This is a genomic window from Sphingomonas sp. FG14 (genome assembly GCF_057809675.1).
In genome coordinates, this window is the sequence record NZ_JBMDKK010000003.1 from 259,049 (window position 1) to 273,090 (window position 14,042).

At 65.2% G+C, this 14,042-nt stretch carries 9 protein-coding genes; 2 read left to right on the top strand and 7 right to left on the bottom strand.

The features are described 5' to 3' along the window. Positions 1-122: 122 nt before the first annotated feature. The gene (locus ACODTA_RS13555; RefSeq protein WP_489066436.1) at positions 123-1,691 is read left to right on the top strand and encodes a S10 family peptidase; all 1,569 of its coding nucleotides are present in this window, start codon (positions 123-125) and stop codon (positions 1,689-1,691) included. Between the two features lie 11 nt (positions 1,692-1,702). Here ACODTA_RS13555 and argE read toward each other — a convergent pair whose 3' ends face one another. The 6 genes from argE to ACODTA_RS13585 all read right to left on the bottom strand — a co-directional run bounded on the left by argE (position 1,703) and on the right by ACODTA_RS13585 (position 10,967). Continuing rightward, positions 1,703-2,851 (bottom strand): acetylornithine deacetylase, encoded by a 1,149-nt coding sequence (argE, locus tag ACODTA_RS13560; RefSeq protein ID WP_489066437.1) that lies wholly within the window; start codon positions 2,849-2,851, stop codon positions 1,703-1,705. Further along, on the bottom strand, positions 2,848-4,377 hold the full coding sequence (locus ACODTA_RS13565) for a S10 family peptidase (protein ID WP_489066438.1): 1,530 nt from the start codon (positions 4,375-4,377) through the stop codon (positions 2,848-2,850). The genes argE and ACODTA_RS13565 overlap by 4 nt, the downstream gene beginning before the upstream one ends. A 152-nt stretch (positions 4,378-4,529) precedes the next feature. After that, on the bottom strand, positions 4,530-5,954 hold the full coding sequence (locus ACODTA_RS13570) for an efflux transporter outer membrane subunit (RefSeq protein ID WP_489066439.1): 1,425 nt from the start codon (positions 5,952-5,954) through the stop codon (positions 4,530-4,532). Between the two features lie 14 nt (positions 5,955-5,968). Further along, positions 5,969-9,136, bottom strand: coding sequence for an efflux RND transporter permease subunit (locus tag ACODTA_RS13575; protein WP_489066440.1), 3,168 nt, complete (start codon positions 9,134-9,136; stop codon positions 5,969-5,971). 146 nt (positions 9,137-9,282) lie between these two features. Continuing rightward, a complete protein-coding gene (locus ACODTA_RS13580; RefSeq protein WP_489066441.1) occupies positions 9,283-10,590 on the bottom strand; it encodes an efflux RND transporter periplasmic adaptor subunit in 1,308 nt (435 codons plus the stop codon). 11 nt (positions 10,591-10,601) lie between these two features. After that, complete coding sequence (locus tag ACODTA_RS13585; protein WP_489066442.1) at positions 10,602-10,967, bottom strand: hypothetical protein; 366 nt, start codon at positions 10,965-10,967, stop codon at positions 10,602-10,604. A 295-nt stretch (positions 10,968-11,262) separates the two neighbouring features. Here ACODTA_RS13585 and ACODTA_RS13590 point away from each other — a divergent pair, with 295 nt between their 5' ends. Next, positions 11,263-11,874 (top strand): TetR/AcrR family transcriptional regulator, encoded by a 612-nt coding sequence (locus ACODTA_RS13590; protein ID WP_489066443.1) that lies wholly within the window; start codon positions 11,263-11,265, stop codon positions 11,872-11,874. A 137-nt stretch (positions 11,875-12,011) separates the two neighbouring features. Here the strand turns inward: ACODTA_RS13590 and ACODTA_RS13595 are convergent, their stop codons facing one another. Continuing rightward, positions 12,012-14,033: a 3-hydroxyacyl-CoA dehydrogenase NAD-binding domain-containing protein gene (locus ACODTA_RS13595; protein ID WP_489066444.1), complete on the bottom strand. Its 2,022-nt coding sequence runs from the start codon at positions 14,031-14,033 to the stop codon at positions 12,012-12,014. Positions 14,034-14,042 lie beyond the last annotated feature (9 nt).

Consider the following 14,042-nt stretch of genomic DNA (forward strand, 5'->3'; position numbering starts at 1 on the left):
CAACCCAACCATCGAGTCGCTTGAATTAATTTAACGTGTTATATAATCATGATGCAATAGGGAATATGATCTTAATTATATCATTGATATGAAATGATATTTATGAAAATTGGATAGATGCAATGTTAAAGATATTCTCGAAACTGCGCCGTGTGGCTATTCTCTCGACACTGCTTTGCATCGCGATCGTGGGGCCTGGCCACGCGACCCCGGCGACTGAGACAAGCGGCGGGGAAGGGGCGAATGCGGGCGCCGATGCGTGGACCCGCGCCACGCATGCCGGAACGATCGGCGGCAGGCGGGTTCGCTACGAAAGCACTGCCGGCACGATCGGGCTGCGCGACGATCGCGATATCGAGCGTGGCCGGATGTTCTTCGTTGCCTATAGCATGCCGCAACCGGCCGGATCGCCGCCAAGGCCGGTCACCTTCTTCTTCAACGGCGGCCCCGGATCCTCGACGATCTGGCTGCATATGGGGGCGTTCGCGCCCGTAAGGCTGCGGGCGCCCCAACCCGGCGATGCCCAATCCGGCAATGGACTGGCGCCGCCCTTTGCCCTGACCGACAACCGCTTCTCACTGCTCGACAAGAGCGATCTCGTCTTTCTCGACGCGGTCGGCACGGGCTTTTCGCGCGCCGCCGACTCCGCGGGCAATCGGCTGTTCTGGGGCAACGACCAGGACGCCGACAGCTTCGCCCAGGCGATCGCCCGCTATCTGACCGCCACCGGCCGCTGGAACGCGCCGAAATTCCTGTTCGGTGAATCCTATGGCACGATGCGCGCGGCCAATCTCGCGCCGCGCCTTCACGAGCGGGGCATCGATCTCAGCGGCATCATCCTGATGTCGACGATCCTGAATTTCGGTCATTTCGCGCCCGGTCTCGATCAGGCCGCGATCGATCTTCTGCCGACCTATGCCGCCACCGCTCAATATCACGGCCGGATCGCGCATGGTGATGGGGGTCTGCCGGCGCTGCTCGATCGCGCGCGGACCTTTGCGCGGGACCCCTATGCGGCGGCGCTGGCGAAGGGTGACCTGATCGACCCGGCGGAACGAACGGCGGTCGCCGTTGAGATGAGTCGGCTGATCGGCCTGCCAGCCGATTACATCGAGCGCAGCGGGCTGCGGATCGGGCTCGACACGTTCCGTCGCCAGTTGCTGCTCGACCGGTCGATGAGCGTCGGCGCGATGGATACGCGCTATGCCGGCCGGGAAACCGAGATGGCCGGTGCGCAGGCGACCTACGATCCCAGCGATGCGCAGGTCAAAGGGGCGTTCGCGTCGGTCTTCGACGGCTATGTGCGCGGCACGCTCAACTACCGGTCGGATCTCGACTATGTGCTGGGCGACAGCCGCATGATCATGGGGGCTTGGGACTGGTCGCACCGGCCGCCGGAGGGCGAGCGGCAGAACAGCCTGGCGAACAGCGTGCCCGATCTCGCGGTTGCGATGCGCCGCATGCCTGGTCTCAAGATCCTCGCGCTCAACGGCTATTACGATCTGATGACGCCTTTTCACGGCGCCGAATTCGATCTGGCGCGGCTCGGTCTGGGCGCGGCCAGCCGCGACCGCGTCACGCTTCGCTATTATCGCTCCGGCCACATGATCTATCTTGACGATGCGGTGATGCCGGAACTGCGCAGCGATATCGGCGCATTCTATGACGAGGTGCTGCAAGACGCCCGCTGAACGGGCGCCGGTCAGCGGCGCAGCAGCAGCGCCGAAAGCATGCGTTCGCATCGGTCGAGCTGTGCGATCTCGACGAACTCGTCCGGCTTGTGCGCCTGCTCGATCGAACCGGGACCACAGACCAAGGTCGGGATGCCCGCGCGTTCGAACAATCCTGCCTCGGTTCCGAATGCGACATGGCCGCCCGGTTCGTTGCTGCTGAGCGCGCGTTTCACATCGCGCACGAAACGCGAATCCTCGTCGATCGAGAAACCCGGCACATCTCCCACCTGGCGCCAGCCGATCGAGGCGTCGGGGAAGATCGTGCGCATTTCGGGCAGAAGTTCACGCTCGATGTAATCCTCGACCGCGTCCAGCAACCGCCGATGGCTGGTATGGGGCAGTGACCGGATATCGGCCACGAATTCACAACGGTCCGCGACGATATTGCCGACCGTCCCGCCGCTGATGCGATTGACCTGAATGGTCGAGAAGGGGACGTCATAGCCCTGGTGCCGCTTCTCGGTTCGCTCGAGATCGCGCGCGATCTCGCCGAGATGGGCGATCAGCCGGCTCGCATAGTGGATGGCGTTCACCCCGCGGGGAGCGAGTGAGGAATGGGCGGCTAGGCCGGTCACCGTGAACGCGTACATGCCCGCGCCCTTGTGGCCGATGATGGCACGCATGTTGGTGGGCTCGCCGATGATGCAGCCGGCCAGCAAGGTGCGGTCGACGGGCAAGGTATCGAGCAGCCTGCGGACGCCCAGGCACCCGATCTCCTCGTCATAGGAGAAGGCCAGGTGGACGCCACGGCCATGCGTCTGGCCGATGCGCGGAACCAGCGCGAGCGCGACCGCGATGAATCCCTTCATGTCGCAGGTTCCGCGCCCGTAGAGGCGACCGTCGCGTTCGGCGATCGCGAAGGGATCGCTGGCCCATGACTGCCCGGCGACGGGAACCACGTCGGTATGGCCCGACAGGATGACCGCGTCGTTCCCCCGTGCCACCGTCGCGAACAGATTCGCCTTGCGCCCGGTTTCGTCGAAGCTCAGCCGGGATTCGATCCCGTGGCGGTCGAGATAGGCGGCGATCCAGCGGATCAGGTCCAGATTGCTTTCGCTGCTGACGGTCGGGAAGCCGACCAGCGTCCTGAGCAGGCCGACCGCTTCGCTTTCGATCATTTCGCCGAATCGAGGAAGGAGATCACGGCCTGGTTCATCTGTTTGAGTGCCGCGGCGTCGTCATAGGCCATGTGCCCGGCCGGCAGACGGACATGGACGATGTTCGAAAGATAATCTTGCGGGACAGGCATGTGATCGAGCGAAAACTCCATCGACGCGAAGGGGGTGGCCAGATCGTACAGGCCCTGCATCGAGAGGATCCGGAAATTCCTGTCCTTGACGAAGGTCGACTGGAGCGCGCTCAGCGTTTCCGGATAGCCGAGCTGCCCGTAGCGGGCGGGGCCGGCCAGGGCGAAGCGTACCGCCACGTCGCGTGAATACATGCGATAGGGGATCGGGATATCGACCCGGAGTTCCTCCAGCAGATACTGGCTTGTCGCGGAGGAAAAGGCGGGAGTCAGCGCGCCCATCGCCGGATCGTAGAAAGGCTCCTCGACCCGTGCCTCCGGCGCCGGGCCGAGCAGTCGCCCGTCGACGCGGCCGGTCACCAGCTTCCGCGACGCATTGAGATATTTCATGAATTCGGGAACCTCGATGCGCAGATTGTGCATTTCGATCACCGAAGCTTCTAGCCCGGTATAGCGCGCCAGCCCGGCGACGATCTTCGCGCGGTCCTCGCCGGTCAGCTTGCTGCCCTTGGCGAGGGCGGGGCCATAGATGTTGAACGACCAGTCCTCGACCTCGCGCCGCATCGCGTCGTCGTCCTTGAGCCCCGGCAGCAGCCCGTGGAAGGCTGCGACGCTGGCATAGGAGGGCAGCAGGAGCTGATAGGGCAGGTCGTTGGTCATGCCGGGTTCGGTGACGTGGAAGTCGAGCGCGGAGGAGAGCAGAATCACGCCCTTCAGGGGAATGCCCTGCCGCACGAGCACATCGGACAGGCCAGCCACGCGGAACGAGCCATAGCTTTCGCCCCACAGGTAGAGCGGCGATCCGAAGCGGTTGTTCGAACGCAGATAAGTCTGGATGAAGGCCGCATAGGCCTGAAGATCGCCGTCGCGCGTATAGAGCCTGGCTTTGGTCTGATCGTTCGCCACGCGGCTGAACCCGGTTCCCGGCGCGTCGATGAACACCAGATCGGCGCGGTCGAGCGCGCTCTCCGGATTATCGACGAGCCGCGCGGGCGGCGGCGGCACCGAACCATCGGCATTGAGCAGGATCTTGCGGGGGCCGACGCCGCCCATATGCATCCAGGCCGTCGCCGCGCCCGGCCCCCCATTGGACAGGAAGATGATCGGGCGCTGCCCCGGCGGAACGCCGTCTTTGGTATAAGCGACATAGAAGATCTGCGCGTCGGTCGATCCGTCGGGCCCGGTGATCGGAATGCGGCCCGCCGTCGTGGTGTAGCGGATCTTCTGTCCGTGGAAGGTGCCGGCATGCCTGGTGACGGACGGAGCGTAGGCGCCGATATCGCGATCCTCGTTGAAGGCGCGGTCGGCACTGGTTTCCGCTGGAGCTGCCTGCTCCGCCGATGCCGTGCCCGACACCAGCGCCGCAACGATAGCGACGGAAATGACGCACTTCCTCATATCACCCCTCTCGGCGAATAATTATTTAACATGTTTTATAATGAGAGGGGGCGAATGGCAAGAGCTACCCGGATATGCAAAAAAGAACCTGGCTCGATCTGAGCCGGGTCCAGTTTGATTTGATGTTTACACAGCTATGCAGCCGCTTCGGTTCAGCCGCCCGTCGTCTGCATCTGCCAGCCGCCGCCGAGCGCGCGGAACAGGTCGACCTGGGTGGTGGCGACGCGGGCATCGGACAAGGCGAGATCGGCCTGGGCCTGGGCCAGCGAGCGTTCGGCGTCGAGCACCGCGAGCGAATCGATCTTGCCTTCGCGCAACTGGATGCGGGCCAGTCGCGCGGCGGTTTCCGCCTGGCTGCGGGCATCGTTGAGCGCGATCCTCCGGTCGAGTTCATGGGCATAGGCCGACAGCGCGGTCTCGGTCTCGCGCAATGCATTGAGCACGGTGCCGTCGAAGCCGGCGAGTGCCGCCGCCGATGATGCTTCCGCCTGTTCGATCCGAGCCCGGTTCGCTTCCTGGTTGGGGAAGGACCAGTTGAGCAGCGGGCCGAGCAGCCAGCGGAAGGGGCCGCCGGTGAAGAGATCGCCGATCGACGGCCCTGTCGCGCCGATCGATGCACCGAAGCTGATGCGCGGATAGAGATCGGCGGTGGCGACGCCGATGCGCGCGGTCTCCGCCGCCAGCCGTCGTTCCGCCTGGCGCACGTCGGGGCGGCGCGCGATCAGCGCGCGGCCGTCGCCGACGGGGATCGCCTGATCGAGCCGCAGGATCGTCCGGCGCGCGCCCGCCTCTTGCGGGAGCTCGGCAGGCGCGCGACCGGTGAGCGTGGCGAGGCGGAACAATGCCCCGTCACGCTCGGCACGAAGCGGCGGCAGCGCGGCGCGTTGCTGGTCGCGGAGGGATGCGACGCGGGCAACGTCGAGTCGCGTGCCGCGACCCGCTTCGAAGCGTTTGGTGGTGACGTTCAGGGTCTGGTCGATCAGTGCGACCGTGCGTTCGGCGACGCCCAGCCGCTCGGCGGCGGCGCTGGCATCTGCATAGGCGCGCGCCGTTTCCGCGGCGACCGCGACCCGCACCGCATCGCGCGCGGCTTCGACTGCCTCGGCATCGCCGCGCGCCGCCTCGATCGAACGGCTCACCCGTCCGAACAGATCGACCTCATAGGAAATGTCGAGGCCCACATCGAAGCTTGAATCGGTACGGTCGATCCCTGGGGGAGCCTGAACCGCGGGAATCCGGCCATAGGTTGCTCCCGCGCCGACCGTTGCTTGGGGTAGGCGGCCGGCGCGGGTCTCGCGCAGCTGGGCTCTTGCGCGAGATAGGTTGGCGGTGGCGACGCGCAGATCGGTGTTGTGGACGAGCGCGTCCGCAACCAGCGTGTCGAGCACCGGATCCTGGTAGAGCCGCCACCATTCGCCCGCGGGTTCGGCGGCGGTGAAGGCGGGATTGGCCGCGGCGACGAAGGCGCCGGCGGCCGCCGCCTTGGGCGTCGGCGCGACATGGTTCGGGCCGACCGCGCAAGCGGCGAGGGTGAGGACGCTGGCAAAGGACAGCGCGAGGTTGCGAAAGCGGGTCATTATTCTGTTCTCCCTTATTCGGCGGGCTGGAGCGCGGGCTCCGACGGCCGTTCGCGGCGCGGCATCCAGCCGCGCATGGTGCGAAGGGCGACGTAGAAGACCGGGGTGAAGACCAGCCCGAAGAAGGTGACGCCGATCATGCCGAAGAAGACGGCGGTGCCGAGCGCCTGGCGAAGCTCCCAGCCCGGGCCCGACGCGGTGACCAGCGGCAGCACGCCTAGGATGAAGGCGAAGCTGGTCATCAGGATCGGACGAAGCCGCGCGCGCGCCGCTTCGACCGCCGCCTCGAGCGCGGTGGCGCCGCGTTCCTCGGCCTGCTTGGCGAACTCGACGATCAGGATCGCGTTCTTGGCGGCGAGCGCGATGAGCACGATCAGGCCGATCTGCGTCAGGATGTTGTTGTCCATCCCCCTGAGGTTCACGCCCGCCATCGCGGCCAACAGCGTCATCGGCACGATCAGGATGATCGCGAGCGGCAGGACCAGGCTCTCGAACTGCGCGGCGAGCACGAGGAAGACGAAGATCACCGCCATGGCGAAGACGATCGCGGCGACGTTGCCGGCGGCCTTCTGCTCGAAGGCGATGCCCGTCCACTCGCTGCGGAAGCCGGAGGGCAGGCTCTTCGCCATCACTTCCATCGTCGCGATCGACTGGCCGGTGGAGAAGCCGCGCGCGGTTTCGCCATCGATCTCGACTGCGGGGAAGAGATTGTAGCGGGTCACGCGATACGGGCCGGTCTTGTTCTCGAAGGTCGCGACCGCACCGATCGGCACCATGCCGCCGGAATTGGAGCGCGTCTTCAACTGCGCGATGTCCGACGGATCGTCGCGGAACGGCGCGTCGGCCTGGGCGGTCACGCGGAAGGTGCGGCCGAGCAGGTTGAAGTCGTTGACATAGGCCGAGCCCAGATAGACCTGCAGCGCCTCGAACACGCGGCTTGCCGGTACGCCGAGCATGTCGGCCTTGGCGCGATCGATGTCCGCATAGATGCGCGGGGTGGCGGTGTTGTAGAGCGTGAAGACGTTCATCAGGCCTTTTTCCTGATGGGCGCCGCCGATCACCCCGCCGGCCGCCTGTTCGAGCGCCTGATAGCCCTCGCCATTGCGATCCTGCACCATCATCCGCCAGCCGCCGCCATTGCCGATGCCCTGGATCACCGGGGGCGGCAGGACAAAGGCCATCGCCTCGTCCATGTCGGCAAGCGCCGCGCGCATGTCGTTCTCGATATTCGCCTCGGTACGGTCGGTGCCCGCACGTTCGGAGAAGGGTTTGAAGGTGATATAGGCGGCCGCGGCATTGGGCGCCTGGGTGCCCGATGCGCCGTCGAAACCGGCGAACATCACCGCCGCCTGGGTGCCGGGCACCTCCAGCAGCTTCTTCACGGCCTTCTTGAGCACGCGGTCGGTCTGCTCGACCGAGCTGCCCGGGGGAAGCTGGATCGCGGCGAGCGCATAGCCCTGATCCTGCGCGGGCACGAAGCCCGCCGGGGTCGCCCAGAACAGGCCGACCGTCGCGACGACGAGCCCCGCATAGGTGACGAGCATCTTCTTGGGCGCACCGGCCACGCGCTGCGTGAAACCGCCATACCAGTTGCTCAGCTGGTCGAAGCTGGTGTTGAAGCGCTCACCCGCGCGAAAGGCGATCCGCCGCCAGCCGCCGGCCGGCGCCTCGGTCGCCTTGGGCTTGAGCAGCCGGGCGGCGAGCGCGGGGGAGAGGGTGAGCGACAGGATCAGCGAGATGATCGTGGCGGTCGCAATCGTCACCGCGAACTGGCGATAGAATTCGCCCGAGATACCGGTGAGGAATGTGGTCGGTATGAACACGGCGCACATGACGAGCACGATCGCGATCAGCGCCGCCGAAACCTCGTCCATCGATCGGTGCGCGGCTTCGCGCGGGCTCATGCCATGCTCGATATTGCGCTCGACATTCTCGACGACGACGATCGCGTCGTCGACGACGATGCCGATCGCGAGCACCAGGCCGAACAGCGAGAGGGTGTTGAGCGAATATCCGAAGCCCGCGAGCACCGCGAAGGTGCCGATCAGCGAGACCGGAATGGCGAGCACGGGCACGATCGCCGCGCGCCAGCTCTGCAGGAACACGATGATGACGAGCACGACGAGCAGCACCGCTTCGAACAATGTCTTCTGCACGGCTGTGATCGATTCGCCGATGAACTCGGTCGGGTTCCAGATGATCCGGTATTCGAGTCCCTTGGGGAAGGTCTTGGCGGCATCGGCCAGTTCGGACTTGATGCCCATGGCTGCGGCAAGCGCATTGGTACCGGGGCGCTGGGTGATGCCCAGGATGATCGAGTCCTGGCCTGAGAGATAGGCGTTCACGCCGTAATCCTCGGCGCCCAGCTCGACGCGCGCGACGTCGCGCAGCCGTGTGATCGCCCCGGTTTCGTCGGTGCGCACGATGATATTGGCGAATTCGTCGGCGGTCTTGAACCGGCCCTGGGTCTCGACGTTGATCTGCTGCGCGGCGCCGGTGTCGAACGGCGGCTGGCCGACGGTGCCGGCCGCGACCTGGACGTTCTGCGAACGCAGCGCGGTGACTATGTCGCCTGCCGTCAGGCCGAGCGCGGAGGCGCGGCCCGGATCGATCCAGACACGCATCGCATAGTCGCGCGCGCCGAACACCTGGACGTCGCCGATACCGTCGACGCGGGTCAGCCGGTCCTTGAGCTGGGTCAATGCGTAGTTGGAGACATAGCCGCGATCGAGCGAACCGTCGGGCGACAGGACATTCACCGCCATCAGCCATGACGGGGACGTCTTGCGGACGACCACGCCCTGGCGGCGAACTTCCTCGGGCAGGCTCGGTTCGGCCAGCGCGACGCGGTTCTGCACCAGCACCTGCGCGGTATCGAGATTGGTGCCGATCTTGAAGGTGGCGGTGACCGTCAGCCGGCCGTCACCGGTGGATTGCGACGACATGTAGAGCATGTTGTCGACGCCGTTGATCTGTTGTTCGAGCGGCGCGGCGACGGTGTCCGCCACCGTCTCGGCGGAGGCGCCGGGATAATTGGCGGAGACGGTGACCGTCGGCGGCACCACGTCGGGATATTGCGAGACCGGCAGCCCGAAATAAGCGGCGGCGCCGACGATCGAGATGATGATCGCGATCACGCCCGCGAAGATCGGACGGCGAATGAAGAAATGACTGATGCCCATGGCTTTTGCCTTTGTTTTTGTGCCTGTGCCTGATCTTCCGATCCGTTCGGGCTGAGCCTGTCGAAGCCTTGTCCTTCTTCGGCTTCGATGCCGAAGGGAAAGGCAGGGACTTCGACAGGCTCAGCCCGAACGGCGCGGGGGAATGACTATCGCGCCAGCGTCGCTTGTGACGCCGATGGCGTCTGAACCGGGTTCGCCGACGGCTTGAACGATGCCGGCGGATCGATCTTGCCGACGCGCGCATTCACCTTGCTGCCCGGCATCGCGAACTGCAGGCCCTGGATGACGACGCGATCGTCCGCCTTCAGCCCCGAACGGATGCTGCGCAGCCCGCCGACCAGCGGCCCGGGGACGACTTCGCGCGTCGCGACCGTGCCGTCCTTGGCGACCACGAACACGACCCGGCGGGCCTGATCGGTCCGCACGGCAGCGTCGGGAACCAGCAGCGCCGGGGCGGATCCGCCATCGGTCAGCCGCATGTTTCCGAACATGCCGGGTGCGATGAAGTAATCGGGATTGGCGATCACCGCGCGGCCGCGCATCGTGCCCGACTTCGGATCGATGGCATTGTCGGTGAAGTCGACCTTGCCCGACCAGCTATAATCGGCTTCGTCCTGCAGCTTGATCTGTACCTGCTGCGCGTCGCCGCCACCCTTATGCTTGTCGCGAAGCCCCTTCAGGTACAAAGCTTCCGATCCGTCGAAGGTGAAATAGATCGGATCGAGCGCAAGCACCGTCGTGAGCATCGATTCATTGGCACCGACAAGGTTGCCGACATCGACGCGGCGATCGGAGATGCGGCCGGTAACCGGCGAGCGAATCTGGGTGAATTCCAGATCGAGCTGGCGGCTGCGGACCAGCGCCTGCGCGGCGGCGACACCGGCTTCGCCCGAGCGCATCGCGGCGCGGAGCGAATCCACTTCCTCCTGGCTCACGGCTTCGTCGCTGATCAGCCGCGCGGCGCGTGCATATTCGCTACGCGCGAGTGCGAGCTGGGTCTGCGCCGATGCTGCGCGCGCGCGCGCTTCCGCCAGTGCCGCCGCGAAGGGGCGCTGGTCGATGGTGAAGAGCAGCTGGCCCCTCTGGACGATGTCGCCATCCCTGAAATGGACGGCGGTGAGCTGGCCCGAGACGCGCGGACGGATCTCGACTGCTTGGCTCGCCTCGAACCGGCCGGTGTAATCGTCCCATTCGGTGATGGCGCGCTGCAGCGGCTGGCTGACGGTGACGTTGGGCGGCGGCGGTGCGTCGGCCTGCGCCTCGCCGCCGCCGAAACCCTTGACGCCGGCAAAGGCGGCTGCGGCGATGAGCACGGCGACGATGCCGGTCTGCGTCTTGCGCGTCACGCCCCAGGGCAAGCGCTTCTGCCCCGCCGGCGCATCGCCGCCGGCGGGCTGTTCTTCAGGCTGGTTGTCGACGGGTTCGCGGTCGCGATCGGGGAATGACTTGTACATGGGTACGCCTCTCAGCGGGGGAGGGAGGAAAGAGCGGTTGCCGCGCGGGGGGAGAAGCCGGCGGCGAGAAAGGCTTCGAGCTCGGCGGCCGGCAGGCGACCGCGCAGGTTGCGGACGATCACGGTAAAGCGCCGCAGCGCTTCGAGCCTGGGATCGGCGAGCGGATTGGAGCGGCGGATACCGAACAGTGCTTCGACGATCCGGACGAAGCGGGTCCGCGGGCGGATGCTCCATGCCGTATCGCGCGCGGCAAGCGCGACGACGCGCATTTCGAGCGCGCTGAAGACTGGCTTTGTTGCGGGCGCGGGCGTTTCCGCCTCGTCCGCCCGTTGAGCGGCGACGCCAAAAGGCCACCCGTCGAAGGCACGATATGCCATCGGAGCAACTCCCTGTTCTGATCTGTCTCTAAGTCCGAATCGGGATGTTACCGATCGGTAACGCTCTAATAGGTACCGATCGGTAACATGGCAAGCGCTTTTCTGCTGCGTCTGCGAGATGGGCGATGATAGAAAAGCTTAAGCGGCTGAAAGGGTGCTTGTATATGAACGTATAATCAATACGTTATGGCCATATCCGGGTTACCGACCGGCACCGCCGTTCATCATAGGTGCACGATTTGCACTTTAGGTACCGTTCTGTTACATCTTTTTAAACCGCACGGACGCTCTTTGAATGAAGACCAAGACCGCCGACCTTGATGCCGATTGCGCCTGCGAACCCCGCAAGGGCGCGGGCCTGCGCATTTTCGAAACCGCACGCGAGCTTTTCTACAAGCGCGGCATTCGCGCGGTGGGCGTGGACGAGATCGTCTGTCAGGCGGGCGTGACCAAGCCGAGCCTGTACCGCAATTATGAATCGAAGGATGCGCTGGTCGCTGCCTGCCTCGAATCCTATGTCGAGGAAAGCTGCGCGGAGATCGATGCCGCGATCGAAGCGGCGGGCGACAATCCCCGCGATCAGCTCCGTGCCATCGTCGCGCATTATGCGATCCAGATGACGAGCCCGGATTTTCGCGGTTGCCCGATGTCCAACACCGCGGTCGAATTTCCCGAGCCGGGGCACCCCGGCCGGCCGGTGGTCGAGGATTGCAAGGTCGCCTTCCGCAGCCGGCTGGTCGAGATCACCCGGCGCATGGACGTGCGCGAACCCGAAGCATTGGCGGACGGATTGCTGATGCTCGTCGAGGGCGCATACAGCACGCACCATATCTTCGGTAGCCAGGGGCCGGCGCTCGCATTGGTCCGCGCGGCGGATGCGCTGATCGGGGCGTATAGCGCGCGCTGAGGTTGTCGGGTTCTGCCTGACTGAACCCCTACACCCCCTCATTTGTCATTCCCGCGAACGCGGGGATCCGGCTTTTCCACGAAATATCAAAAAGGAGAAGCTGGATCCCCGCGTTCGCGGGAATGACAATGGGAGTGTTAGTTGAAGCGACCCTTGCTTGCGGCTTTCTCCGCCAGCAGCGGCGCGATTTCGAAGCCGTGCTTTTCCAGCCCGGCCTTGATCTTGTCGGCGCCTTCCAGATCTGCCCAGAACATCGGGCCACCGCGATAGACCGGCCAGCCATAGCCATAGACCCAGACGACATCGATGTCCGATGCGCGTTGCGCCATCTTCTCCTCGAGGATCAGTGCACCTTCGTTGACCATCGGATAGAGCGTGCGCTCGATGATCTCCTCGTCGCTGATCTCGCGCTTCACCGCGCCCGACTTGGCTGAGAAATCGTCGATGATCGCCTGCACTTCCGCGCTGGGAGTCGGATTGCGCTTCTCATCATAGTCGTAGAAGCCCTTGCCGGTCTTCTGGCCCCAGCGGCCGACGGCGCACAATGCGTCGCGGACATTCTCGATGCGGGCAGGGTCGCGATGCCAGCCGATATCGACGCCGGCGAGGTCGCTCATCTGGAACGGCCCCATCGGCATGCCGAAATCGACATGCACCTTGTCGATCTGCTGCGGCGTGGCGCCTTCCATCAGCAGCTTCATCGCTTCGATCTGGCGGGGCTTGAGCATGCGATTGCCGATGAAGCCATCGCAGACGCCCGCGACGACGGCGACCTTCTTGATCTTCTTGGCCACCGCCATCGCCGTCGCGAGCACGTCGGGCGCGGTCTTGGCGCCGCGCACGACTTCCAGCAGCTTCATGACATTGGCGGGCGAAAAGAAATGCAGGCCCAGCACATCCTGCGGCCGGCTGGTCGCCGCCGCGATCTCGTTCACGTCGAGATAGCTGGTGTTCGACGCCAGGATCGCGCCGGGCTTGGCGATTGCGTCCAGCTTGCCGAACACCTCCTTCTTGACGTCCATATTCTCGAACACGGCTTCGATGATCAGGTCGCAATCGGCGAGATCGGCCATGTCCAGCGTCGGGGTGAGAATGCCCATCGCCGCTTCGACCTGCTCGGGCTTCATCCGGCCCTTGGCGGCGGTGGCCTCGTAATTCTTGCGGATCACGCCGACGCCGCGATCGAGCGCGTCCTGCTTCATCTCCAGGATCGTCACCGGAATGCCGGCGCTCAGGAAGTTCATCGATATGCCGCCGCCCATCGTGCCGGCGCCGATCATGCCCACCTTGCGGATATCGCGCAGCTTTGTGTCTTCCGGCACGTCGTCGATCCTCGATGCCTTGCGCTCCGAGAAGAAGATATGGCGCTGCGCGGCCGACTGGCTGCCCATCATCAGCTTCATGAATTCCTGGCGCTCGAAGGCGATGCCTTCCTCGAACGGCAGGCGCGTGGCGGCCTCGACACAGGCGATGTTGGCGGCTGGCGCGTCGAAGCCACGGAACTTCTTCGCATTCGCCTTGGCGAAGCTCTCGATATAGGCGGGGTCGCCCTTGACCGGCATTTCGCTCGACTTGCGGGGACCCTTGGCGACGCATTCACGCGCGAAGGCGATCGCGGTTTCGGCGAGCTTGCCCTCCTCGGCGACCAGGTCGACGAGACCCAGGCTTTCCGCCTTGGCCGCGCTCACCGGATTGCCGGTCGCGCACATCTCGACGGCCGCCTCGATCCCGGCGACGCGCGGCAGGCGCTGGGTGCCGCCGGCACCCGGCAGCAGGCCGAGCTTCACTTCGGGCACGCCGAGCTGGGCGGAGGGAACCGCGACGCGATAATGACAGGAAAGTGCGGTCTCCAGCCCGCCGCCGAGCGCGGTGCCATGGATCGCGGCGATCACCGGCTTGGGGCTGTTCTCGATCGTCTCGATCATTTCCGGGAAGCTGGGCGGGACCGGCGCCTTGGTGAATTCGGTGATGTCGGCGCCCGCGAAGAAGGTGCGGCCGTCGCAGCGGATGACCACCGCCTTGATGCTGTCATCGGCCAGCGCTTCCTCGACCCCGGCCTTGAGCCCGCCGCGCACGGCGGCGCCCAGCGCGTTGACCGGCGGGTTGTTCGAAATGATGACGAGCACATCGCCATGGCGTTCGGTGGTGACGACGGACATTGTTTCCTC

Excerpts from the sequence above, each read along its gene's own strand:
- ACODTA_RS13570 (WP_489066439.1), bottom strand. The coding sequence starts at position 5,954 with ATGACCCGCTTTCGCAACCTCGCGCTGTCCTTTGCCAGCGTCCTCACC.
- ACODTA_RS13565 (WP_489066438.1), bottom strand. The coding sequence starts at position 4,377 with ATGAGGAAGTGCGTCATTTCCGTCGCTATCGTTGCGGCGCTGGTGTCG.
- ACODTA_RS13575 (WP_489066440.1), bottom strand. The coding sequence starts at position 9,136 with ATGGGCATCAGTCATTTCTTCATTCGCCGTCCGATCTTCGCGGGCGTG.
- ACODTA_RS13590 (WP_489066443.1), top strand. The coding sequence starts at position 11,263 with ATGAAGACCAAGACCGCCGACCTTGATGCCGATTGCGCCTGCGAACCC.
- ACODTA_RS13580 (WP_489066441.1), bottom strand. The coding sequence starts at position 10,590 with ATGTACAAGTCATTCCCCGATCGCGACCGCGAACCCGTCGACAACCAG.
- ACODTA_RS13555 (WP_489066436.1), top strand. The coding sequence starts at position 123 with ATGTTAAAGATATTCTCGAAACTGCGCCGTGTGGCTATTCTCTCGACA.
- argE (WP_489066437.1), bottom strand. The coding sequence starts at position 2,851 with ATGATCGAAAGCGAAGCGGTCGGCCTGCTCAGGACGCTGGTCGGCTTC.
- ACODTA_RS13595 (WP_489066444.1), bottom strand. The coding sequence starts at position 14,033 with ATGTCCGTCGTCACCACCGAACGCCATGGCGATGTGCTCGTCATCATT.
- ACODTA_RS13585 (WP_489066442.1), bottom strand. The coding sequence starts at position 10,967 with ATGGCATATCGTGCCTTCGACGGGTGGCCTTTTGGCGTCGCCGCTCAA.